We start from the raw sequence: 21,611 nt of genomic DNA, 5'->3' as shown, positions 1-21,611 counted from the left end.
GCTCACGACGCCGCGCCCTGGCCCTTGATCAGCTCCGCCATGACCGTGGCGCGCTGGCGGTTGTTCTGCGGCGCCTCATTGTCGGCCGCGATCTGCTCGAAGAGAACCAGCGCGTCGGCCGAACGCCCTTCCTTCCAGGCGGCTAGGCCGAGTGCCTCGCGCGCCGTATGACGCAACGGGTTGGTGTCACCTGTCAGTGTTTCCGCACGGGAGGACACGTCGCCATAATTGCCGCTATCCACGAGGATCAGCGCCGCGCGCAGCCGCGCCATGTCGCGGATGGCAGCGGGAATGGAGGTGTCGGCGGCAACCTGGTCGAAGCTCGCTACCGCGCCTGCCGTGTCGCCCTTGGCGGCCAACACGGTGGCCGCGCGCATGCGGGCCAGCAGCGGATAAGCGCCGTAGCCGTCGCCCTCGAGCTGCTGAAGCGCGCCCAGCGCCTCGTCGTTGCGGCCTTCGTTAGCGAGTGTCAGCGCCTGCGAGAAAGCGTCGCCCGAACGGTTGGCGCGCTGGGTCGTCCAGTATTCCCACGCGACGAAAGCCGCCGTGCCGAGCACCACCAGAAGCGCGATCGCCAGCGCCCATGGGCCATAGCGGTCCCAGATCTGCTTCGCCTTATCCTGGCGGATTTCCTCGTTGACCTCGCGGAAGAAGCTGTCGTCCGACACTTTTTTTCCCTGAATCGCCCGCCCTTCACTGGCAGGGCTCCGTTGTGAGCGTGCGTTTTAGCGGAATTTTGACGGCATGGAAGGGGGCGAACGAAATTTGCAGGGCTGCGAAAGACCGCAGCAACCCAGACAAGCCACATTTGCCGGCTACCGGCAAAGGATTAGCCACCGAGAATACGAGTGTCCATGCCTGTTGCCTGCCGCGTCGCGCTTTCAGTTTCCCTTGCCGTCACGTTTGTCGCGACGACCCATGCGGGCGCTGTCCAGATCGGAGTGTCCGACCTGGCCGGGATGCCAGGCAACAAGCCGCAATATGTAATCATTTCCTTTGATGGTGCGCACGACATCGCGCAGTGGAAGCGAAGCCGCGCCCTTGCAGCAAAGACAGGCGCACGCTTCACCTACTTTCTTTCCTGCGTGTTCCTGCTCTCCCGCGACATGCGCAAGGAATACAAGCCGCCCGGACACGCGGTCGGCGGCTCGAATGTCGGCTTCGCACAGACGCGTCAGGAAGTTGCCGACCGGCTGGATGAGATCAGGGGCGCGGCTGCCGAAGGCCACGAGATCGCCAGCCACGGATGCGGCCATTTCGACGGCGGGAAGTGGACGAAGGCGCAATGGCTGGATGAGTTCGCCTCCTTCAAGCGTATCATGCGGGACGCCTATACGATTAATGGCATTGAGGGCGAGCCTGCCGACTGGCGCGGGTTTGCAGAAAGCGCCATCTCCGGTTTCCGCGCGCCTTATCTCAGCACGAGCGCGGCACTTTACAACGCGCTGGACGAAGCCAGCTTTCGCTACGATGCAAGCGCAATCTCCAGGGGTCCGGTCGAGCCACATGTCGAAAGCGGCACAGAGCGTTTCGCGCTGCCGCAGATTCCCGAGGGGCCGAAAGCCAGACGCGTCATCGCCATGGACTATAATCTGTTCGTCCGGCACTCGGGCGGCTTCGACCGTCCGGATGAAGCGGCCGCGTTCCAGGCGCGGACATACGACGCCTTCACGGCAGCGTTCGAGCGCGAATATTCAGGCGCACGAGCCCCGCTTCAGCTCGGCTTCCACTTCACGCTGATGAATGACGGCGCATACTGGAAGGCGCTGGAACAGTTCGCCGAAGAGGTATGCGTCAAGGCGGACGTCGTTTGCACCAGCTATGCGGACTATCTGCGGCGGACGCGAAAGGCCGAAGGCGCGACGGCAGCGCCGGACGCAGGCGGCTGAGGCCGCCGGCTGTTTCCAGATCAGGCGGGCTGATCCTGGGGAGGTATTCCGGACGCCTCGCGATCCAGGTAGCGCCGGTCGATATCCGGGAGGTCCTCGCCTTTAAGGACCGCCTCGAAGGACTTCAGGCGCTTGTGGATCGAAAGCAGCTCGACGATCGTCGGCCATGCGTTAACGAGATACTGGAACGACGAACTGACCTGCGAGAACGCCGTCAAAATCTGCTGCAGGACACCGAAGGTGATCTTGCCGGCGGCGATGGTTGGTATGAGGATGAGATAGCCGAAGATGTTGTCCGCCTGAATGTAGAACGAACGGGCGACGTTGAAATACATGTAGTGGAAATAGAGGCGGAAATAGTTCTTGCGCACGTTGGCGAACAATTCGCGAACCGTTAGCGGCTGCGCCCGGTCCTCGAAATCCTCACCGTAGACCAGTTCCTTACGATAGGCGGCCTCGACACGCTGATTGCGAAACTCCAGACCCGGCAGCTTGATGCCGACGACGGCTAGCAGGACCGTCCCGAACAGTGACCAGAAGATCGCGGCCCAGACCAGCGGCGCGGGGATTTCGCCAACGAGCGGCAGTTCAGTGACCTGAGATGACAGGCCGTATAGGATCGGCAGGAAGGCGATCAGCGTCATCACCGCGTCTACCATGCTGACACCCAGACCTTCGACAGTCTGGGCAAAGCGCATCGTATCCTCCTGAATACGCTGCGAAGCACCCTCGATATGGCGCAGGCGAGTCCAGTGCGACATGTAGTAGTCGTTCATCGCCGTGCGCCAGCGGAAGATGTAGTGGCTGACGAAAAAGCGCGTCGCGACGTAGACCGCGATCCACAGGAACGCAATCTGAGTGAAGATCAGGATCAAGCGGTAGAGCTCCGCCGCCTCCACCGAACCGGGTGTCGTCAACGCGTTCTGGACCGCGTCGAAGAACGGGCGACGCCAGTTGTTGATCGCAACGCTGACCTGCACCGAGAAGTAGGTCGAGAAAAGGATCAGGGCGCTGCCGAGGATCGACCAGTATTGCCAGGGATGCGGAGACCGCAGGAACCAGAAGCCTGCAAAGAGCCCGACGGCGACGACGAAATAGATGTAGAACCAGAGGAACTCTGGCGTCCAGAAGTAGGAAGCTCCGACGACCGGCTCCGCATCCGCTGCCGCCGGTGGCATTCCGAATACCGCGCCAAGGTCGCGGCCGGCGAGATACCAGAATGCCATCGCGACCGCGGACCAGAACACGAAGGACATAAAAAAGAGCTTCGGCTTGGGAAAAAAGGAAACGAACAAGCGGCGGCTCCCTGAGTGAGGCGCTGGAGATCGGTTGGCATCATCCACAGTTCCCCGCGAAAGGGAAGGAATGTTGCCGTGTTATGCAAAGGCGTGGCGCGTTTCAGGTGTCGAAATGATGGCGGAAATCGCGAAAACCTGTGCTGTCCTGCCTCAGCCAAGGCTCAGCGGACGGCCTGCTCGTAAATTTCAGGCTTGAAGCCGACCGTGATGGCGCCATCCACATCGAGAACCGGGCGCTTGATCAGCGTGGGGTGCGCCTGCATCAGGGCAAGCGCCTTCTTGCGGTCGACGCCTTCCTTGTCGGCTTCGGACAGGCCCTTGAAGGTCGCGCTCGTCTTGTTGAGCAGCTTTTCCCAGCCGACGGCCTTTTCCCAGCCTGCGAGTTGCTTGGGATCGAGCCTCTCGGCGCGATAGTCGACGAAGCGATGATCGACGCCACTCGCTTCGAGCCAGTTGCGCGCCTTGCGAACGGTGTCGCAGGTCTTGATGCCGTAGATGGTGATCGCCATGCCGAATCTCCCTTTCGGCCATTTAAGCCGACAGGGAGATCGATGAAAGGTCAGGCCGCGCTCTTCACCCGTTCCGGGAACAACGCCTTCAAACCCTCCGGCGACGCTTCGGCGATGCCGCGCTCGGTGATGAGGCCGGTGATCAGCCGCGCCGGCGTCACGTCGAAGGCCGGGTTTGCGGCGGGTGAGTTCTCAGGCGAAATGCGGACCACCGCGATCTGACCGGATGCCGCCTTGCCCTGCACGTAGGATACCTCGTCAGCGGAACGCTCCTCGATCGGGATTTCCTTGACGCCGTCCTGCACGGTCCAGTCGATGGTGGGCGACGGCAGGCCGACATAGAAGGGCACGCCGTTGTCGTGGGCGGCGAGCGCCTTCAGGTAGGTGCCGATCTTGTTGCAGACGTCGCCGTTGGCGGTCGTGCGGTCGGTGCCGACGATTACCATGTCGACCATGCCATGCTGCATGAAATGGCCGCCGGCATTGTCGACGATCAACGTGTGCGGGACGCCGTGGCCGGCCATCTCCCATGCGGTCAACTGCGCGCCCTGATTACGCGGACGCGTTTCGTCGATATAGACGTGGACCGGAATACCGGCCTCGACCGCAAGATAGATCGGCGCGGTAGCAGTGCCGTAGTCCACCGTCGCCAGCCAGCCGGCGTTGCAGTGGGTCAGGATGTTGACGCGCTCGCCGGGCTTCTTCTTTGCGGCGATAGTCTTGATGACCTCGAGACCATGACGACCGATCGAGCGGTTGAGCTCGACGTCTTCGTCGGCGATCTCGGCGGCGCGGCGGTAGGCCGCCTGCGCCCGCTCGGCGACCGGCAACGGCAACAGCACGCGCTTCATCTCGTTCAGCGCCCAGCGCAGGTTGATCGCGGTCGGCCGCGTCTCGTTCAGCTCGTGCCACACCTTTTCAAGTGCCGCGTCGGACGCGTCCTCGCGCATCTGCAGCGCGACGCCATAGGCGGCCGTCACGCCGATCAGCGGCGCGCCGCGCACCCACATGTCGCGGATCGCCGTCGCAATGCCTTCGACGGTCTCGACTATCACGACGCGGAACTCGTGCGGCAGCCAGCGCTGGTCGATGATGTCGACTGAGAAGCCGTCCTCGTTCAGCCAGATGGTGCGGAAATGCTTGCCGTCAACCTTCACGCGACTGTTCCCTTCTCGATGCGTTCCGCAAGCGCATGGATTTCGTCGAAGCTGTGGATGCGTTCGCGGTTGACGCAGATGTGGCGGCCAAATTTCAGCGCCTTCGCTTCGCATGTGGCGCGCAAATCCTCGTCGGCAATGGTCTCGAAGTCGGCGTTGTGCGCGAGCCCGAGGATGCGGCGATGAATCTCGACGCCGGCAAAGCCCAGCATGTCCACCCAGATGTCGTGGATGAAGCGATCAAGCGCCTGCTCGGCCCCAAGCGGATCGCCGCGATCCTCGAAGAGGCGGCGGTCATAGAGCATGCCGTTGCGTTCCGTGTGCCACAGGCGGCTGAACTCGGTGCGGAAGACCGACCAGGTCTCGACGATCACGCCGAGCAGATAGCCGCGCATCGCCTCGCGGTCGCCGTCCTTCTCGTGACCCGACTGCGAGAAATAGGACATCCAGAAATTCGCCAGCATCATGCCGACGTCGAAGGCAATCGGACCGTAGAAGGCGAACTCGGGATCGATGACGCGCGTATCCTCCGCCGTCACCATGATCGAGCCTGAATGCAGGTCGCCATGGACGAGCGTTTCGGCGTTGGCGGCGAACATGTGCTTGAGCTTCTGCGCCTCGACCTTGAGGTCGCGATCAGCGCGCAGCTCGGCGACCAGTGCATCGAGTTGCGGCGACGTGTGGCGGTTGAGTTCGGCTTCGAAATACGGATCGGTGAAAACGAGATTCTCGGTGATGTCGCAGAGTTCGACATTGTCGGCAAAGATCGCGAGGTCGGCCTTGCGGTCCTTCGCCTTCATCCACAGATCCGAGCCACGGAACAATGTGCGCGCGACAAAAAGGCCAAGGTCGTTGGCAATCTTCGGCAGTTGCTGTCCGTCGATCAAGGCGCGGCGCAAAATGATATGCGGCGTCAGGTACTCCATGACGATCAGCGCCTGCGCCTCGTCGAAATGGTAGATCGCAGGCACGGTGCCGACGCCAGCGCGCGCCTCCTGCCTGACCAGCGCATGGTATTCGAAGAAGGAGCGCTTCAGCGGCAGCGGCCAGCTCTCGCCGACAAGGCGCACATAGGGAAGCGCCTGCTTGACGATGGCCGCGCCCTTGGTTCCGGTGACGATGAAGACGAGGTTCAAATTGCCGTCACCGACTTCCTTCACCTTCCAGTGCGAGGAGTCGTTTCCGATGCGCGACGTCAGGGCGTCCACGCTTCCGAGTCGCGCCGGCAGCGTCTCGATCGTCAGGGCCTGAAAAGCCTCGGCTTTGCTCATGCCATTCCTCCCTTGGCCTTCCTTTTGGCGCGAAACCTAGGAGCCACTCTGGCAATTGTCAATCGTATTGACAATTGCCGAACGACTCCATAGCGTCGGTGCGTGGGAGGAATAATGGCAGACCCCGTGTTCCGCATAGCGGACCTGAAGAAGTCGTTCGGTCCGACGCAGGTGCTTGGCGGCGTGAGCCTTGAGCTTCACGCAGGCGAGGCGACTGTGCTCATGGGCGCGAACGGCGCCGGCAAGTCCACGCTCGTGCGCATCGTTTCCGGCGTCTATGACCGCGACGGCGGCACGATCACGCTGGACGGCAAGGATTTCGCTCCCTCCTCCCCCGCCGATGCGATCCGCGCCGGCGTGGTAACCGTGCACCAGAACATCAATGACGGCGTGGTGGTGGCGCTCGATGTGGCCACCAACCTGACGCTCGACCGGCTGAACGGCAAGGGCGCGAAACTGTTCTTCAATCCGCGCGCGGTGCACCGGCAGGCCCGCGAAGTCGCCGCGCGCATGGGCCTCGATGTCGACCTCAGCGCGGAGATCAGCGACCTTTCGCTGGCGGACCGGCAGATGGTAGCGATCGCCCGCGCCATGGCGCACGAACCCAAGGTGCTGATCCTCGATGAGCCGACGTCCTCGCTTTCCAGCGCCGAAGCCAATCGCCTCTTCGAGGTGGTCGACCGGCTGCGCGAGCGCGGCGTGGCTATCCTCTATATCTCGCACCGCATGTCCGACATCCGCAGGCTGGCCGACCGCATCGTCAGCCTGCGCGACGGCCGTATCACCGGCACGTTCGACACCAAGCCTCTCGACTATGAGGGCGCGGTCAACGCCATGCTCGGCCAGACTATGCATCGAGCCGAGATTTCGGCCCGCGACGGTGCCCATACGGTCTTCTCGGCGGAGGGCCTTCGCCTTGCCGAACATGCAAAACCCTTCTCGCTGAAACTCGGCGACGGCGAGATCGTGGCTATCACCGGCCTCGTCGGTGTTGGCAAGACAGCGCTTGCCGAAACACTTTTCGGCGTGCGCGCGCCGCTCGCCGGAACGATGTCGCTGAACGGCAAGGCCTACGCGCCTGATTCCACGGCCGACGCCATCGCGGCCGGTGTGTTCCTCGTCGCGAAGGACCGCGCAGAGAGCGGTATCGTGAAGGACTTCAACCTCTACGAAAATCTCAGCATGCCCTTCCTCGACCGTCTCTCTACGCTGGGCGTGGCGCGGCGTGGCGAGGAACGAGCCGTTGCGCGCAATGCGATCAGCGACCTGAAGATCGTCTGCCGCTCCGAACGCGACGACATGGCGACGCTGTCGGGCGGCAACCAGCAGAAGGTGATGGTGGCGCGCTGGATGTCGCAGCCGGCGAACCTCTTCATCCTCGACGAACCGTTTCAGGGCGTTGACATCGCGGCGCGCCGCGACATCGCCAACAAGCTGCGTGCGAGCGCCGAAGGACGCGCCACGCTGGTGTTCGTCACCGAACTGGACGAAGCGCTCGAGACCGCCGACCGCATCCTCGTCATGTCGGAACACACGATCGTCGGCGAGCATCGCAACGCCGAGGTCGACATTGACCGGCTGCTTGCCGAAATCGCCGGACAGCCCCTGAAGGGTGCGGCATGAACCAGACAAGATTCCAGGCACATTCATGAACTTCCGCGACTTCGCCATAAAATACGGCTTCATCGCCCTCCTCGTCGGCATGGTGGTCTTCTTCACGTTGGCGACTGACGGCTTCGCGTCGCCGCAGGCTGCTGTCTTCATCTTCCAGTCCGTCGCCATCACCGGCATCCTCGCGCTCGGCGTAACCGCTACGCTGGTCGTCGGCGGGTTCGACCTTTCGATCGGCTCCGTGGCCACGACGGCCATGATGGCGGCCGCCTATGTCATGGTCATCATGGAACAGAACGCCTTCGTGGCGGTGGTGGTCTGTCTCGTCATCGGCGTGGTTGTCGGGCTGATCAACGGTTACCTGATCGTCTACATGCGCGTGCCCGACCTGCTCGCCACGCTCGGCATGATGTTCCTGCTGGTCGGCCTTCAGCGCATCCCTACCGAAGGGCGCTCGATCGCGACTGGCATGACCATGCCCGATGGCTCGACAGCCAGCGGCACGTTCAGCGCATCTTTCCTGGCGCTCGGCCGCCACCGCTTCGACTTCATCCTGCCGAACCTGATCCCGGTGTCGGTCGTCGTGCTCGTGGTGCTTGCAGTGCTGATCTGGTTCTTCCTCGAATACACCCGCTTCGGGAGAATGATGTACGCCGTCGGCAGCAATCCGAAGGCGGCCGAACTCGCCGGCGCGCCTGTCAAGGCATATAAAATCTGGGCCTATGTGATTTCGGGTGTTTTCGCCTCAATCGGCGGCATTTTGCTCGCGGCGCGGCTTGGACGCGGCGACATCGCATCGGGTAACAATCTGCTGCTGGATTCAGTTGCGGCGGCGCTCATCGGCTTTGCGGTGCTGGGGGCTGCCAAGCCCAACGCATTCGGCACCGCAGTGGGCGCGCTGTTCGTCGGCATCCTGCTGCAAGGCCTGACCATGATGAACGCGCCCTACTACACGCAGGACTTCGTGAAGGGGGCAGTCCTGGTCGTGGCCCTCGTCTTCACCTTTGCCCTTTCGAACAAGGGCAGAGCCTAAACAACGCAACCGACCAAACATCGAGTGGAGGAAGGAAATGAACTTTACGCGTAGAACCCTGGGCAAGCTGGCTGTCGGCCTCGCCGCCGCAAGCTGCCTGATCTCGGCGCCTGTCATGGCGCAGGACAAGCCAGCGCCCTTCGACAAGCCGGGCGACGTCAAGATCGCGCTGGTGCGCTATCTCTCGACCGGCGACTTCTTCCAGGCCTATCTGTCAGGCGTGGAAGCACAGGCCAAGGCGCTCGGCGTTGACCTGCGCGTCTTCGACAGCCGCCAGGACGCCGCACTGCAGGCTGACATGGTCGACCAGGCGATTGCACTCGGCGTCGACGGCATCATCATCCAGCACGGCCTGACGGAATCGATGAAGGAAGCCGCGCAGCGCGCGGTCGACGCCGGCATCAAGGTCGTCGCCTTCGACGTCAACGTCGAGAACGACAAGATCCCTCAGATCGAGCAGTCCGACCGCGACCTCGCGAGGCTGGCGCTTGAGCAGGCCGTGAAGGACAATGGTGAAGCGTGGAAGGCCGGCTACGTCTATGTCGCCGGCATCGCGCCGCTCGACCGCCGCGACGAGACCTGGAAGGAATTCAAGGCGAAGTATCCGGGCATCGAGGAAGTCGCCATGTTCGGCACGCTCGACAACCCGATCGCCAACTCGGTCGCCAACCAGGCGCGTTCGGTGCTGACCGCCAACCCCGGCATCCAGGTGATGTTCGCTCCCTATGACGAGTTCGCCAAGGGCGTGAAGATCGCGGTGGACGAAGCCGGCCTTTCGTCGGACATCAAGATCTACTCGGCTGACGTCTCGACCTCCGACATTGCCGCAATGCGCGAGCCGGGCAGCGCCTGGGTCGCCACCGCCGCCACCAACCCGGCCGTCGTCGGCCAGGTGTCCGTGCGTGCGCTGGCACAGCTTCTCGCTGGCGAGGACGTCGGCCAGTCGGTCATCATCCCGCCGACGCTGATCACGCAGAAGGACCTCAACGACAACGACATCAAGAACATGGAAGAGCTCTCGGCCAAGCTTCCGCAGTTCGCCCATGCCGAGGTCGCTATCTCCCCGTGGATCGCGCTTCCGGGCAAGTGATATTGGCCTGAAGGCTGAAAACGGAAAGGGCGGGCCGCGATGTCCGCCTTTTTCTATACGGCCCTTCGTGATCGCGAACCAGTCTTCGGCCCGGTCTTCGGCTTCAGTATCCCCCCGGACGCGGCAGGCATGTGGGGCGCGAGACGCAGGAGCTTGCGGAACTTCGGGCATTCCATATGAGACGGCGCGCGGCATTCCGCGACGTGCCTGAGTGCATTCCTCAGCGTCGTCAGCCGTCTTATCTGGGCGTCGAGGTCATCAGCCCTGCGTTGAAGAGCGTCGCGTGGCAATGCGCCGATCCCCTGCCTGCCGAACACACTCCTGATCTCCTCAAGCGAAAAACCGGCCGTCTTGCCGAGCGAGATCAGGGCGAGCTGCGTCAACGCCTCTGGTCCGAACTGACGCCGCAGGCCACGCCTGCCGAGCGATTCAATCAGCCCGATCTCCTCATAGTAGCGCAGCGTCGATGCGGGCACGCCGCTCTTTTCAGACAGGACGCCGATATCGAGCAGATTCATGCTTGACCTCAAGTTGACTTGAAGTGGCAAAGCTAATCCTTGTCACTCTCACCTGCAAGAGGCAGCCTCATGCCCGACCTCAGTCAAACTGCTCCCCAGAGCCGAACCATTCCCCGGCTGGCCCTCATCGCACTTGCGGGTGCCACGCTGCTTGCCGCGCTCGGGATCAGCATCGTTTCCGTCGCGCTGCCTACGCTTGCGGGTGCGTTTTCCGTGTCGATTTCCGGTGTCCAGTGGATCGTGACCGCCTATCTGGTTTCGGTAACGGTGATGGTCGTCATCGCGGGGCGACTCAGCGACCGCTACGGGCACCGCCGTATTCTGCTGAGCGGCCTGTGCATCTTCGTGCTGTCTGCGTTGCTATGCGCCGTATCAACCACATTGCAGATGCTGGTTGCGGGACGCTTGCTGCAAGGGGTCGGCGGAGCCATTCTGATGGTCGTACCGATGTCGATCGCGCGTGAGACGATCGCGCGCGAGCGGATGGGATCGGCCATGGGCCTGCTGGGTTCCATGTCTGCCATTGGCACAGCTCTTGGCCCCTCTGCCGGAGGCATTTTGATCGCGGCGTTCGGATGGCGGGCAAGCTTCATTGCGCTGGCGGTGCTGGCCCTGCCCGTTGCATTAGCGAGCCTTGTTGCCATTCCTCGCACGGTCATCGCGAAAACCCAGCATCTGGGCAAACGTACAGCGGTTCTTTCGACGATCGGCAGCAGGCGGCTTGGAAGCGGCCTTGCGATGAACGTGCTCGTCGCGGTCGTCATGATATCGACCCTGTCGATCGGGCCCTTTTATCTGACCTTTGCCTTGGATCTCCACGTTGCGGCCGTCGGCATCATCATGTCCGCCGGACCAATCATGTCGGCCATCTCGGGCGTACCCGCAGGGCGCGCGACGGATCGGTTCACGACATCGACCGTCATCACGGCCGGGTTGCTGACGACCATATTTGGCCTGATCTGCCTGGCGTCGCTGCCTCGCCTGTTCGGCGTTGCCGGATATGTCGTTGCCCTCTGCCTGCTGACGCCCGGCTTCCAGCTCTTCCTGGCCGCCAACAACACCGAGGTCATGATGAGCGCGCCAGAAGACAGGAAAGGCACGACATCAGGCCTGCTCAGCCTGTCGCGCAATCTCGGCTTCATCGTCGGCGCGTCGGCTATGCCGGGTCTTTTCTCGGTAGCCGCAGGGTCCGGGGCGATCCAGGCGGTTTCGCCGGAAGCCGTTGCCTTTGCCTTTACGGCCACATTCCTCGGCTGCGCGGCGCTGGCGCTTCTGGCCCTGCTGCTCGCCCGCGCCTTTCATCCGGCGCGGCTGCAGTGAAGTTGCCGGGGCACCAGCCCCGGCAAATCACATATGCGGAAGGATCAGCGCAGTGCGGCCGCGATGTTGCCGCCGTCGACTGTCGTAACGTCGGCGGTGGTGCGCTCGGCCAGAGCATGGTGCAGGAAAGCCTGCGCCACATCAAAGGCCGTCACCTCCTGCCCGAGCAGGTTGCCGGACATGTATTCCTTCTCCGACACCCCGCGAGCGCCTGAGCGGTTGGCGATCATCGCGTCGGTCAGCAGGCCCGAGCGGATGCGGTCGGCGTTGACCGCGTTGGAGCGGATGCCGTCCGCGCCGTATTCCAGCGCATACTGCCGCGACAGGAAGAGCGTCGCAGCCTTCGGCAGGCCGTAGGCGCCGAACTTCGCGCCGGGGTTAACCGCCTGCTTGGAAGCGTTGAAGAGAAGCGCGCCGCCGGTGCCCTGCTGTAGCATGATGCGCACGGCATTCTGCGCCGCCGTCTGGTGGGCGAAGAAGTTGAGCTCGAAGCTCTTGCGCAGAAGCGCGTCATCGATCTCGCCGATCTTGCCCTCCCACGCAGCGCCTGCGTTGGAGACGAGGATGTCGACGCCGCCATAGACCGCCACCGCCTTGTCGAAGGCAGCGCGGACCGAAGCCGGATCGGTGACATCGGCGCCGATGCCGATGGAGGCGTTGCCGGCCCTCTTGGCTGATTCAGCCGCCTTGTCGGCGTCGAGATCGACCACCACGACATGCGCGCCGTAGTCAGCGAAAAGCTTGGCTGTCGCTGCGCCAATCGCGCCCGCGCCGCCTGTCACCAGCATGACCTGACCGGTCAACGGCTTCGGCTTGTTGGAGGCTAGCTTAGCCTGCTCCAGCGACCAGTATTCGAGTGGGAAGAGGTCTGCCTTGGAGAGCGGCTTGAAGGTGCCGATCGCTTCCGCGCCCTTCACCGCCTCGATCCACATCTCGCCAACGTCGGAGGCGATCTTCGCATCCTTCAGCGTGCGGCCGTGGCCGAACATGCCGACGCCCGGCACGAGGCTGAGGCGCGGCATCTGGTCGAGCATCGTGCGCTTGACATCGTCGGCCGCGTCGTTGGTCTCGAAGTAGGCGCGATAGTCCTTGGCGAACTGCGCCACGTGTTCCTTCACGACCCTGGTGTAGTCGCCGAGCTTGCCCGCTTCCGGCGCGGGCAACGCCATCGGGCCGGTCTTGATGCGGATCGACAGGTCCGGCGTCGAGACGCCGCTCGCCGCGAGTTCGCCGAGCTTCGAGGACGACAGGAAGTCGAGGATCGCGTCCGACACGCGGAAGTCGCTGATCATGCGGTCGAAGTGCCCCTCGCCCTTGTCCACCGCGACTGCGCCGCGCAACGTCGGCGCTATCTCGGCGGGCTTGGCGAGCGCAGCGGGAAGCGCCGCCTTCGCCGCGGCAGGCTTCTTGCCCTTTGCGATATACTCCTCGGCCTTCGTCACCGCGTCGATCATGCGCGTGTAGGCTTCCTCGGCGGTGTCGCCGAAGGTGAAGATGCCGTGCTTGTCGAGGATCAGGCCGATGACGGACGTGTCCTGCTCGAACACCTCAGCCGCTGCCTTGGCGAGATCGAAGCCCGGCATGATGTAAGGGACGAAACCGAAGGTCTTGCCGTAGACCTCGCGGCAGATTTCCTCGCTGTTGTCCTGATCGACGAGGCCGAGGATCGCGGTCGAATGCGTGTGGTCGACGAATTTGTGCGGCAGGAAGGCGTGCAGCAGTGTCTCGACCGACGGGTTGGGCGAGGACGGATCGATGAGATTGGCGCGCTGCAATGCCACCATGTCCTCATCGGACAGCCTGTCGAGCTTGCGCGCCTTCAGCAAAGCGCCGAGCTTGACGGCCGGCAGGCCCTGCGGCTCGATCACGCCCATGTCCCAGCCACTGCCCTTGACGCAGAGCACGTCCCACTCGTCGCCGACAAGATCGACCGCCTTCGACTTCACCGACGTGTTGCCGCCGCCATGCAGCACGAGGCGGGGATCGCCGCCCAGCAGCCGGGTCGTGTAGACGCGCAGCGCCAGTTCGCGGCCGACGCCCTTGGGGGCGTACTGCTCCACCAGCTTCTCGGCTTCGGCGTCGTTCCAAAGGTTCTTCATCGTTTCTTCCCAGGTTTTCGAAGTTTGCGTTTGATTCGGTTTGGCGACAGGCGGATGACAGGTCGCAGGTCTCAGGATGCATTGCGCCGGGAGGCCGCTTTCGCGTGTTCGAGGAGCCGCGACGCCATCGCCGCATTGACCACGAGATGCGTGCATAGACCGCCGGCAAGACCTGCAAGCAGGGGCTCGAACTTGGAGGGCTCCTGGACGACAACGAGGCGTTTTGGAATGGCGCGCAGCGAGGCGAGGTCAGCCGAGATGGCGCGGCGGTTGTAGCTGCAATCGAGCAGCGCGCCCTCGGCGTCGATGATCTGGCCGGCGACGACACCGGCGGCGCCCTCGCGTCGCAGCGCATCCATCTCGCTCACAGTCAGCGCGCCGCATTTGACGACGTGGCTTTCAGAATCGACGGTGCCTACCGAATAGAGCGCGAGGTCGCAGTCGGAAATGCCCGCTAGCTGTTCGCGGATAACCGGCTCGTCGCGAAGCTGCTTCGCCAGTTCCTCCGTCGAGAGCACCAGCGGCGCGTAGAAATTGAGGCCCTTGGCGTTCAGTCGGCGCGCGATCTCCATCGTGCATTGGTCGGGGCGATACGCGAAGGGTGCGCCGAGATTGCCGCAGAGCTGGACGACAGTCACATCCTGCAGATCGGCATAGGCCATGACATCGGCGATAGCATAGACCGTCTGGCCCCAGGCAACGCCTATCCGATCGCCCTTCCTGACCAGTTCCAGGAAAACGCCCGCCGCCAGTACCGGCACTTCGGCGGCCGGGTCGACATGGTCGGCGTGCGGCGCGATCCAGACGGCGTCGAGGCCATAGGCATCCTCGATCTCGCGCGCCATCAGATCGTCGGTGAAAAGCTGGGTCGAGGTCGATATGTTGACGATGCCCGTCTCGCGCGCCTTGCGCAGATACATGGCGACGGACGCGCGAGAAATGTTAAGCTGCTGCGCGACCTGATCCTGCCTCAGGCCGTGCGCATAATAGAGCCACGCAGCCTTGTGGACGATCTGGTCTGCCGGTCGGATTGCCATTGCCGACAATAGTCATGACCGCTGACAAAAGTCAATTTGTCGCTAGTCGCCCAGCGTGGCCACAGTCTTCAGCGCGCCGTCAAGCATGTCGCCCTTCTCGTCCTTGAGCGCGGCCTCGCGCAGGCGGCGCAGCCAGTCGGCGGCGTCGGAGCGGCCTTTCAGCATCGGCAGAGCCGAGAGAACGCGGTCGAATTTCGACTGCGCACGGACATGGGTGTCGCTATAGCCCTTGATCAGGCGGCGCGTATTGAGTATTTCGACCGCAAGCGCATAGTCCTGCGGCACTGTCGCCAGCCCCAGATCGCACCAACGGTCAAGATGCGCCTGCTCTACCCGATGCCGGAGCAGGCCGCGCCTCCAACGCCGCATGCCGCCAATCATCCAGAGCATCGCGAAGCCGGTAAAGCTGTCGGTGCGGATGCGGCGGCCCTTGTTGATGCGACGGTCGATGAAGGCCGACAGCTTAGGGCGGTTCTCGATGTAGCTGCCGATGGCAGCCGGCATCGCGCCGCAGAATTCCTCGACGCGCGGGTGGAAATATTCCGTCGTCTGCAGGATCGCGTCACCCTTGACGCCGACCTCGCGACGAACGCGCGCACCGCGCGTCGAGCGCGTCTTGAGATCGGCGACGCGGATCATGTCGTCATAGCAGAGCGCGTTGGCGAGATGTTTCGCCGCCGCGATGGAGAGCGCATGGCCCCGCTCTTCCGAATCGAGCAAGAGCGCCCGGTCGAGACGGTCGAGATATTCCTCGCCGTAGCGCATGTCCTGATAGTCGACCACCTTGCGCAGGCCGCGCAGCGCCATGTCGCGCACCGGCTCGGGCATTTCCTCGATGCGGGCGGTCAGTTCCTGCCAGCCGGCCACAAGCCGGCGCGGGCCTTCCACGTCAGGGCCATCTTTTTCGACCGGCTCAGTTGCATCTGCGGCCGTCGCGGAACTGACGGGGCTATGAGCGGCCGCCTGGTCATCCGGGCCGCCCGGCACGACGGGATTCGTGATCTCGACGCCGTGGCCGCGCGCGCCGTCGTAGCCGCCACCAAAAGCCGCGAGGCTGGCCTTCACGCCGCGACCGGAGGCGCTGATCGTCGCCTCGTAGGTCTCGCGCGGGAACGGCAATACGCCTGAACCGGCCAGCGCGCCGAACAGGCTCGACGAGACGACCGAGCCGTTCTTAACGGCGATCTTTTCCATATCGAAGGCGATGAAGCGCTTCGACGCGATCTCAGCAGTCTCGCGTATCTTCGCCGAGGACGCCCGCCCGTCGCCTGGCTCGATCTTTTCCGAGACGGCCGCGATGCGGTGCGACGACGCGATCAGCGTCGTTTTCTCCGGCGTGACGAAGCCACGCATGATGGCGCGGCCTGCCTCCATCAGTTCGGCCGCGATCAGCACGTCAACGTCGCCCTGCGAGGGCGAAAGTGCGAAGACCGGCTGGCGGCCCTTGTCGCGGCACATCTCGATGTAATAAATCGTCGCGCCTGTGCGCTGCGCCACGCCAGCCACCGAGGTCGACTGCGCCAGATAGCCGTTGCGCTCGGCGACGTCGACGATCCAGTCGGACAGCACACCGCCGCCCTGCCCGCCGACGGCGAGGATGGCAATCTTGATCACCCCGCCGTCGCCGCGCGCGGGAACATCTCGCGTAGAGACGACATCAAGCATTGGCGAAGACCAGCCGGCGGCGCTCGCGGCGGCGCTGGAGGAAGCCGATCACGGCGCTGCGCATGCGGTCGAGGAAGCGGTCCCAGCCGCTCGGATTGTGCACGACATCGGCGCGGTAGAAGGATGGGCAGAGCACGGCCGCGTCAGCCACCTCGCCGCAATTGCCGCAGCCGACGCAATTCTGGTCGATCGAGGCAACCGGATCATCGCGCAGCGGATCGTCCAGCGACTTCACCGACAGCGACGGACAACCCGACAGCCGCATGCAGGCGTGATCGCCGGTGCAGATGTCTTCGTCGACGCCGAATTTCGGCTTCACGACGCGCGCGCCGTCCTTGATCGCCTGATTGACCAGCGGCTTCTCGCGACGCTGGCGATTCAGCATGCATTCCGATGAGGCGACGATGACCTTCGGACCCTTCTCTTCGGTCGTCAGCGCCTCCTTCAGTGTCGCCTGCATCTTTCCGACATCATAGGTGCGGTCGATGTGGCGCAGCCACTTCACGCCCATGCCCTCGATCGCCTTGGTGATCGGGTGCTGGGTGGATTTCGTCCGGTTGTTGGCGCGCGACGACAGGATGTCCTGACCGCCCGTCGCCGCCGAATAGAAATTGTCGACGACGACAATAACGCCGTCGTTCTTGTTGAACACGGCGTTGCCGATCGAGGACGTCAGGCCGTTGTGCCAGAAGCCGCCATCGCCGACGAAGGAGATGGACCGGCGCTTCGCTTCCGGCGAATTGAAGGCGGAGGCGGATGCCGGCCCGAGGCCGTAACCCATCGTCGTTGCGCCAAGCTCGAAGGGCGGCATGATCGAGAAGAGATGGCAGCCGATGTCGGACGCGATGTGGTGCTTGCCGAGTTCCTGCTCGACCAGCTTGGTCGCGGCGAAGATCGGGCGCTCCGGGCAGCCGACGCAGAAACCCGGCGGCCGACCCGGCACGACCTTGCTGAGGTCCGGGATTTCCTCGCCGCCGCCCATCTTGTTGGGCGCGCGGATTTCTGCCGACAGAAGCTGCGGCGCTTCGGCGCGCAGGAACGCACCTAGGCCGTCCAGCATCACCTGCCCGGTGTATTCGCCGGCCACCGGCAGGTATTCTTTGCCGACGAGGCGTGTGCCGCGACCTGCTTTGTGCAGCATGGCGGCAAAGGCCTGCTCCATATAATTCGGCTGGCCTTCCTCGACCACGAGCACGGAATCCTTGCCCTCGCAGAAGGTGAGGAACTCGTCGTCGATAAGAGGATAGACGGCATTCAGCACATAAAGCGGCACGTCGGTCTCGCCATAGGCGTCGGCGAGGCCGAGGCGCTGGAGCGCGCGGATGACGGCATTGTACATGCCGCCCTGCATCACGATGCCAACCGAACCGGCATCAGGACCGAAGAACTCATTGATCCGGTTCCTGCGGATATAGTCGACCGCGGCCGGCCAGCGTTTCGCGACCTTCTCCTTTTCGTGCAGGAAAGAGGCCGGCGGCAGCACGATGCGGCCGGTGTCGCGGCGCGGATTTTCCAGCGCATCGGCCACTGTCATCGACGGACGCTTATTGTCCTTGGCGATGAATTTGCCATGCACATGGCAGCAACGAATGCGCACCTGCAGCATGACGGGCGTGTTCGAAACCTCCGACAGCTCAAAGCCATGCTCCACCGCCTGCACGATTGACGGCAGGTTGGGGCGTGGATCGAGCAGCCAGACCTGACTCTTCATCGCGAAGGCGTGGCTGCGCTCCTGCATGATCGAGGAGCCTTCGCCGTAGTCTTCGCCGACGATGATCAGCGCGCCGCCGGTGACACCGCCGGAGGCGAGGTTGGCAAGCGCGTCGGACGCAACGTTGGTGCCGACGGTGGACTTGAAGGTGGCGGCGCCGCGGATCGGATAGTGCACCGACGCGGCAAGCATCGCGGTGGCGGTCGCCTCGGAGGCGGAGGCCTCGAAATGCACGCCGAGTTCGCCCAGAATGTCCTGCGCGTCGGCCAGCACGTCCATCAGATGGCTGATCGGCGCGCCCTGATAGCCTCCGACATAGCCGACGCCGCATTGCAGCAGCGCCTTGGTGATGGCGAGGATGCCTTCGCCGGCGAATTCCTCGCCGTCACCCAGCCTCAGCTTCTCGACTTCCTTGGCGAATGACCGCTCGGCCATCTTCTTTGTCCCGTTCCGTTGTCGCCGTTGCCCTCCCCAACGGCGCTGCGTAAGCTGCGTCTCAAATATCGTGCTTGCGGATGTTCCTCAGCATCTTCTGCAGCGTCACCACGAATGACGAATATTCCGCGTCGTCTATGCCATCGAACATCAGCTCGAAGGCGTCATGCATCGCCGGCCAGGCGCGGTTGAATTCGGCGCGTCCCTCGTCGGTGAGAAAAACCTTCTTCACGCGGTTGTCGGTCTCGCCGGCCTCACGACGCACCAGTCCCTGCTGCTCAAGCGCATCGAGTGTGCGCGACAAGGTCGACTGCTCTATGACCGTGTAGACGGCGAGATCGCCGACAGTAACGCCATCGCTCACCGACAGGACAGCGAGCGTGCGCACCTGCGGCACCGTGCGGTTCTCGCGGCCATAGGCTTCGCGCAGCGTCGCGTTATAGCGGCCCATGATGCGGTTCATCAGATAGGGCGCGAACTGCTGCAGCCCGATCTGTCCCAGAGTGGAAATCCGTTCGCGCTTTTCCGAAACTTTCTGGTCCATCAGAGCTTGCTCCCCAGAAGGAAGCCGGAGCCGCCGCCGAGACCCGCGCCTGGATGGGTGGACGCCCCGATGTGATAGAGGCTCTTGATCGATGTCTCGTGGTTGCGGCTGGTCTTGAACGGACGCCACAGGAACGACTGGTCGATGGTGGACGAACCGCCATAGGGGTCACCGCCGACGAGGTTGATGTTCATCGCCTCCAGATCCGCAGGTGAATATGCGCGGCGGCCAAGCACCGTCGCCGAGAAGGCATCGATATGCGATGCGAGAATGTCCTCGACGCGGTCGGCATAGGCTTCGCGCAATTGCTCGGTCCACTTCCCGTCTGCGGGCGCCTTGAGCTTGCCTGCGGCGTCGCCCTTGATGTGGCGCGGGGATTCCGGAAGCTGCAGCCAGAGGATGGCCTTGCCCGGCGGGCAGCGCGACGGGTCGAGCGCATGTGGTTGGCCGACACAGATCGTCGGCGTCTCCGGCAACATGCCACGCACCGCCTCGTTCGACGCCTTTGACACGCCATCGAGCCCGGGGGTCAGATGCAACAGCGCGACGTCGCCGAGCTCTTTGTTGCGCCAAGCCGGCGGGCGGTCGAGCGCGTAGTGGATCTGGAAGTTGCCCTTGCCGTAACGATAGGCTTTCGTTGCGGCGACATCGTCCGAAGGAGCGTTGTTGCCGAGCAGGCGGCCATAGAGTTGCGTCGGCGTCACCGAGCAGATCACGCCCTTCGACGCCTTCATTGTCTCGCCGGAAGCGAGGCGCACGCCGGTCGCCTTGCCGCCTTCGACGATAATGGAGTCGACATCCGCGCCCGTGCGGATTTCCCCGCCCCTTTCCCTGATGAGGGCATCGAAGGCGGACAGGATGTTTCTCGCGCCGCCCTTGACGATCGGCGCGCCGGCGGCTTCCAGCGCAAAGGCGATGACTTTGGCGATCTGGCCGGAAAACGCGTCTTCCGGGCCGATGCCGGCATGCAGGGACCAGGGCGCCCAGAGAGAGCGCGCGAGGTCTGTCTTGTAGGAGCTTTCTAGCCAGCTTCGCGCCGGCGTCAGCGCATCGCCCATGAAGGCTGCGAGCCCACGGGGTCCGCGCCGCCGAGCCTCGCCCAACAGCAGCTTGAAGGTCGGCCACGTCCAGAGCCCGCCGCCGAGCAGGCCGAACAGCAGGCCGGCATTCCTGCCGATGTCGTCGACGTCGGCAGCATATTGCGCGCCGTCCTCGCCAAAGGCCGCGACATTCGTCGCGCGGTCCATGTGCTGGATCAGGTGGCTGCCATCCGGCCTCAGGACGCCGGTCGGCGCGTTCGTATGGCAGAACTCCAGCCCATGCCTGCCGAGGTCGGCCGCCAGCGCCGCATAGGCCGGCGAGGTGATGAACAGCACGAAGGTCGTCGCCATCACGTCGTGCACGAAACCCGGCACCGTGATCTCGTCCGTGCGGATGCAGCCGCCGATGCGATCGTTGCGCTCAAGGACCAGCACCTTGCGTCCCTTGCCGCCAAGAATGGCGGCGCAGACCAGCGCGTTGATGCCGCTGCCGACGATGATGTGGTCGGGGGCGCTCATGGGAACGTCGCCTCCGGCTCTGACGTTACGACTTCGGTACGAGCGCCAGGGCGCGGATCGGGCTGCCGGTGCCCTTCTCGATCTTCAGCGGCGCGGCGATCAGGATCGCGCCTTTCGGCGGAAGCTTGTCGAGGTTGCAGAGGCTGGCTAGGCCGTACTTGTTGGCCTTGTGCATCAGCGTGTGCGCCGGGAACGGCGGCTCCATGCCGCCTGCGGCGCCCGCGTCGGTGCCGATCGTCTGCGAACCCCAGCCGGCGACATCCTTCTCGATCAGATAAATGATCGCTTCGGCGGTCGGGCCGGGCGTATGCGGCCCGGTCTCGTTTGCATTGAGGAACTTGGCCTCAGAGCCGCTGAACCGGTCCCAGTCGGTACGCATCACCACCCACTCGCCCGGGTTGATCGCACCATGCTTGGCTTCCCAGCTCTTGATGTGGTCGACGGTCAGGAGGAAGTCAGGATCGGCGGCAGCTTCCTTCGAGAAGTCGAGCACGTTGACCGGACCGACGAGCTTCTGCACCGGCAGCGTGTCGGTCGAGCCGTCGGGATAGTCCTTGCCAGAAATCCAGTGATGCGGCGCGTCGAAATGGGTGCCCGAATGCTCGCCGAGCTTCAGCCAGTTCCAGGCCCACCACGGGCCGTTCTTGTCGTAGGCGGAGATCGTGTGGATCTCGACCTTGGGCGTGTCGACCGCGAGTTCCGGCGGCAGTTTGATCAGCGGCGTCTCGGGCCCGAGCACGGCGGAGAGGTCGACGACCTCGATCGCACCGGAAAGAAGCTGGGTGGCGAATTCGCCGAGAAGTTTTGCGGAGTCCATTGTTTTCCCCTTGTGGATTGGCAGCGCTCTTGTCGGGCTTCAATATGC

Annotated in this window: 18 protein-coding genes; 5 read left to right on the top strand and 13 right to left on the bottom strand. The window is 63.7% G+C overall.

The genetic code is table 11. From position 1 onward, the window contains the following. Window positions 1-2: 2 nt before the first annotated feature. Window positions 3-668: a tetratricopeptide repeat protein gene (locus tag ABMA32_RS06700; RefSeq protein ID WP_349012931.1), complete on the bottom strand. Its 666-nt coding sequence runs from the start codon at window positions 666-668 to the stop codon at window positions 3-5. Between the two features lie 186 nt (window positions 669-854). Between ABMA32_RS06700 and ABMA32_RS06695 the strand changes: the two genes are divergently transcribed. Then, window positions 855-1,889 (top strand): polysaccharide deacetylase family protein, encoded by a 1,035-nt coding sequence (locus ABMA32_RS06695; protein ID WP_349012930.1) that lies wholly within the window; start codon window positions 855-857, stop codon window positions 1,887-1,889. 20 nt (window positions 1,890-1,909) lie between these two features. On the opposite strand, the gene sbmA is transcribed toward ABMA32_RS06695, so the two are convergent. The 4 genes from sbmA to mtnK form a co-directional block, all read right to left on the bottom strand. Beyond that, entirely contained in the window at window positions 1,910-3,184 is a 1,275-nt protein-coding gene (gene sbmA / locus ABMA32_RS06690; protein WP_349012929.1) for a peptide antibiotic transporter SbmA, read from the bottom strand. Window positions 3,185-3,348: 164 nt separating this feature from the next. Then, entirely contained in the window at window positions 3,349-3,696 is a 348-nt protein-coding gene (locus tag ABMA32_RS06685) for an arsenate reductase (RefSeq protein ID WP_349012928.1), read from the bottom strand. Between the two features lie 50 nt (window positions 3,697-3,746). Next, window positions 3,747-4,853 (bottom strand): S-methyl-5-thioribose-1-phosphate isomerase, encoded by a 1,107-nt coding sequence (mtnA, locus tag ABMA32_RS06680; RefSeq protein WP_349012927.1) that lies wholly within the window; start codon window positions 4,851-4,853, stop codon window positions 3,747-3,749. After that, window positions 4,850-6,124: an S-methyl-5-thioribose kinase gene (mtnK, locus tag ABMA32_RS06675; RefSeq protein ID WP_349012926.1), complete on the bottom strand. Its 1,275-nt coding sequence runs from the start codon at window positions 6,122-6,124 to the stop codon at window positions 4,850-4,852. The genes mtnA and mtnK overlap by 4 nt, the downstream gene beginning before the upstream one ends. Window positions 6,125-6,238: 114 nt before the next feature. On the opposite strand from mtnK, the gene ABMA32_RS06670 reads away from it, so the two are divergent. The 3 genes from ABMA32_RS06670 to ABMA32_RS06660 are packed head-to-tail and all read left to right on the top strand — an operon-like array spanning window position 6,239 to window position 9,858. Continuing rightward, entirely contained in the window at window positions 6,239-7,747 is a 1,509-nt protein-coding gene (locus ABMA32_RS06670; protein WP_349012925.1) for a sugar ABC transporter ATP-binding protein, read from the top strand. 25 nt (window positions 7,748-7,772) lie between these two features. Further along, a complete protein-coding gene (locus ABMA32_RS06665) occupies window positions 7,773-8,768 on the top strand; it encodes an ABC transporter permease (protein ID WP_349012924.1) in 996 nt (331 codons plus the stop codon). A gap of 37 nt (window positions 8,769-8,805) precedes the next feature. Beyond that, window positions 8,806-9,858, top strand: a complete 1,053-nt coding sequence (locus tag ABMA32_RS06660; protein ID WP_349012923.1) for a substrate-binding domain-containing protein — start codon at window positions 8,806-8,808, stop codon at window positions 9,856-9,858. A 53-nt stretch (window positions 9,859-9,911) separates the two neighbouring features. Here ABMA32_RS06660 and ABMA32_RS06655 read toward each other — a convergent pair whose 3' ends face one another. After that, window positions 9,912-10,376, bottom strand: a complete 465-nt coding sequence (locus ABMA32_RS06655) for a helix-turn-helix domain-containing protein (RefSeq protein ID WP_349012922.1) — start codon at window positions 10,374-10,376, stop codon at window positions 9,912-9,914. A gap of 69 nt (window positions 10,377-10,445) precedes the next feature. Between ABMA32_RS06655 and ABMA32_RS06650 the strand changes: the two genes are divergently transcribed. Further along, complete coding sequence (locus ABMA32_RS06650) at window positions 10,446-11,696, top strand: MFS transporter (RefSeq protein ID WP_349012921.1); 1,251 nt, start codon at window positions 10,446-10,448, stop codon at window positions 11,694-11,696. Between the two features lie 44 nt (window positions 11,697-11,740). Here the strand turns inward: ABMA32_RS06650 and ABMA32_RS06645 are convergent, their stop codons facing one another. The 7 genes from ABMA32_RS06645 to ABMA32_RS06615 form a co-directional block, all read right to left on the bottom strand. Next, on the bottom strand, window positions 11,741-13,795 hold the full coding sequence (locus ABMA32_RS06645) for a bifunctional aldolase/short-chain dehydrogenase (protein WP_349012920.1): 2,055 nt from the start codon (window positions 13,793-13,795) through the stop codon (window positions 11,741-11,743). 71 nt (window positions 13,796-13,866) lie between these two features. After that, on the bottom strand, window positions 13,867-14,832 hold the full coding sequence (locus ABMA32_RS06640; protein WP_349012919.1) for a sugar-binding transcriptional regulator: 966 nt from the start codon (window positions 14,830-14,832) through the stop codon (window positions 13,867-13,869). 42 nt (window positions 14,833-14,874) lie between these two features. Beyond that, window positions 14,875-16,497: an indolepyruvate oxidoreductase subunit beta family protein gene (locus ABMA32_RS06635; protein ID WP_349012918.1), complete on the bottom strand. Its 1,623-nt coding sequence runs from the start codon at window positions 16,495-16,497 to the stop codon at window positions 14,875-14,877. Then, window positions 16,490-18,643, bottom strand: coding sequence for a thiamine pyrophosphate-dependent enzyme (locus ABMA32_RS06630; protein WP_349012917.1), 2,154 nt, complete (start codon window positions 18,641-18,643; stop codon window positions 16,490-16,492). Before ABMA32_RS06630 ends, ABMA32_RS06635 begins: the two co-directional genes overlap by 8 nt. 61 nt (window positions 18,644-18,704) lie before the next feature. Beyond that, window positions 18,705-19,187, bottom strand: a complete 483-nt coding sequence (locus ABMA32_RS06625) for a MarR family winged helix-turn-helix transcriptional regulator (RefSeq protein WP_349012916.1) — start codon at window positions 19,185-19,187, stop codon at window positions 18,705-18,707. After that, window positions 19,187-20,746, bottom strand: a complete 1,560-nt coding sequence (locus tag ABMA32_RS06620; RefSeq protein WP_349012915.1) for a phytoene desaturase family protein — start codon at window positions 20,744-20,746, stop codon at window positions 19,187-19,189. The genes ABMA32_RS06625 and ABMA32_RS06620 overlap by 1 nt, the downstream gene beginning before the upstream one ends. 25 nt (window positions 20,747-20,771) lie before the next feature. Beyond that, complete coding sequence (locus tag ABMA32_RS06615) at window positions 20,772-21,563, bottom strand: cyclase family protein (RefSeq protein ID WP_349012914.1); 792 nt, start codon at window positions 21,561-21,563, stop codon at window positions 20,772-20,774. Window positions 21,564-21,611: the final 48 nt, after the last annotated feature.

It is taken from the genome of Mesorhizobium quangtriensis, assembly GCF_040081925.1.
In the GTDB taxonomy this organism is placed as follows: domain Bacteria; phylum Pseudomonadota; class Alphaproteobacteria; order Rhizobiales; family Rhizobiaceae; genus Mesorhizobium_K; species Mesorhizobium_K quangtriensis.
Note: the sequence above shows the minus strand (reverse complement) of the source record. Positions and strands in the feature narration are given on the sequence as shown.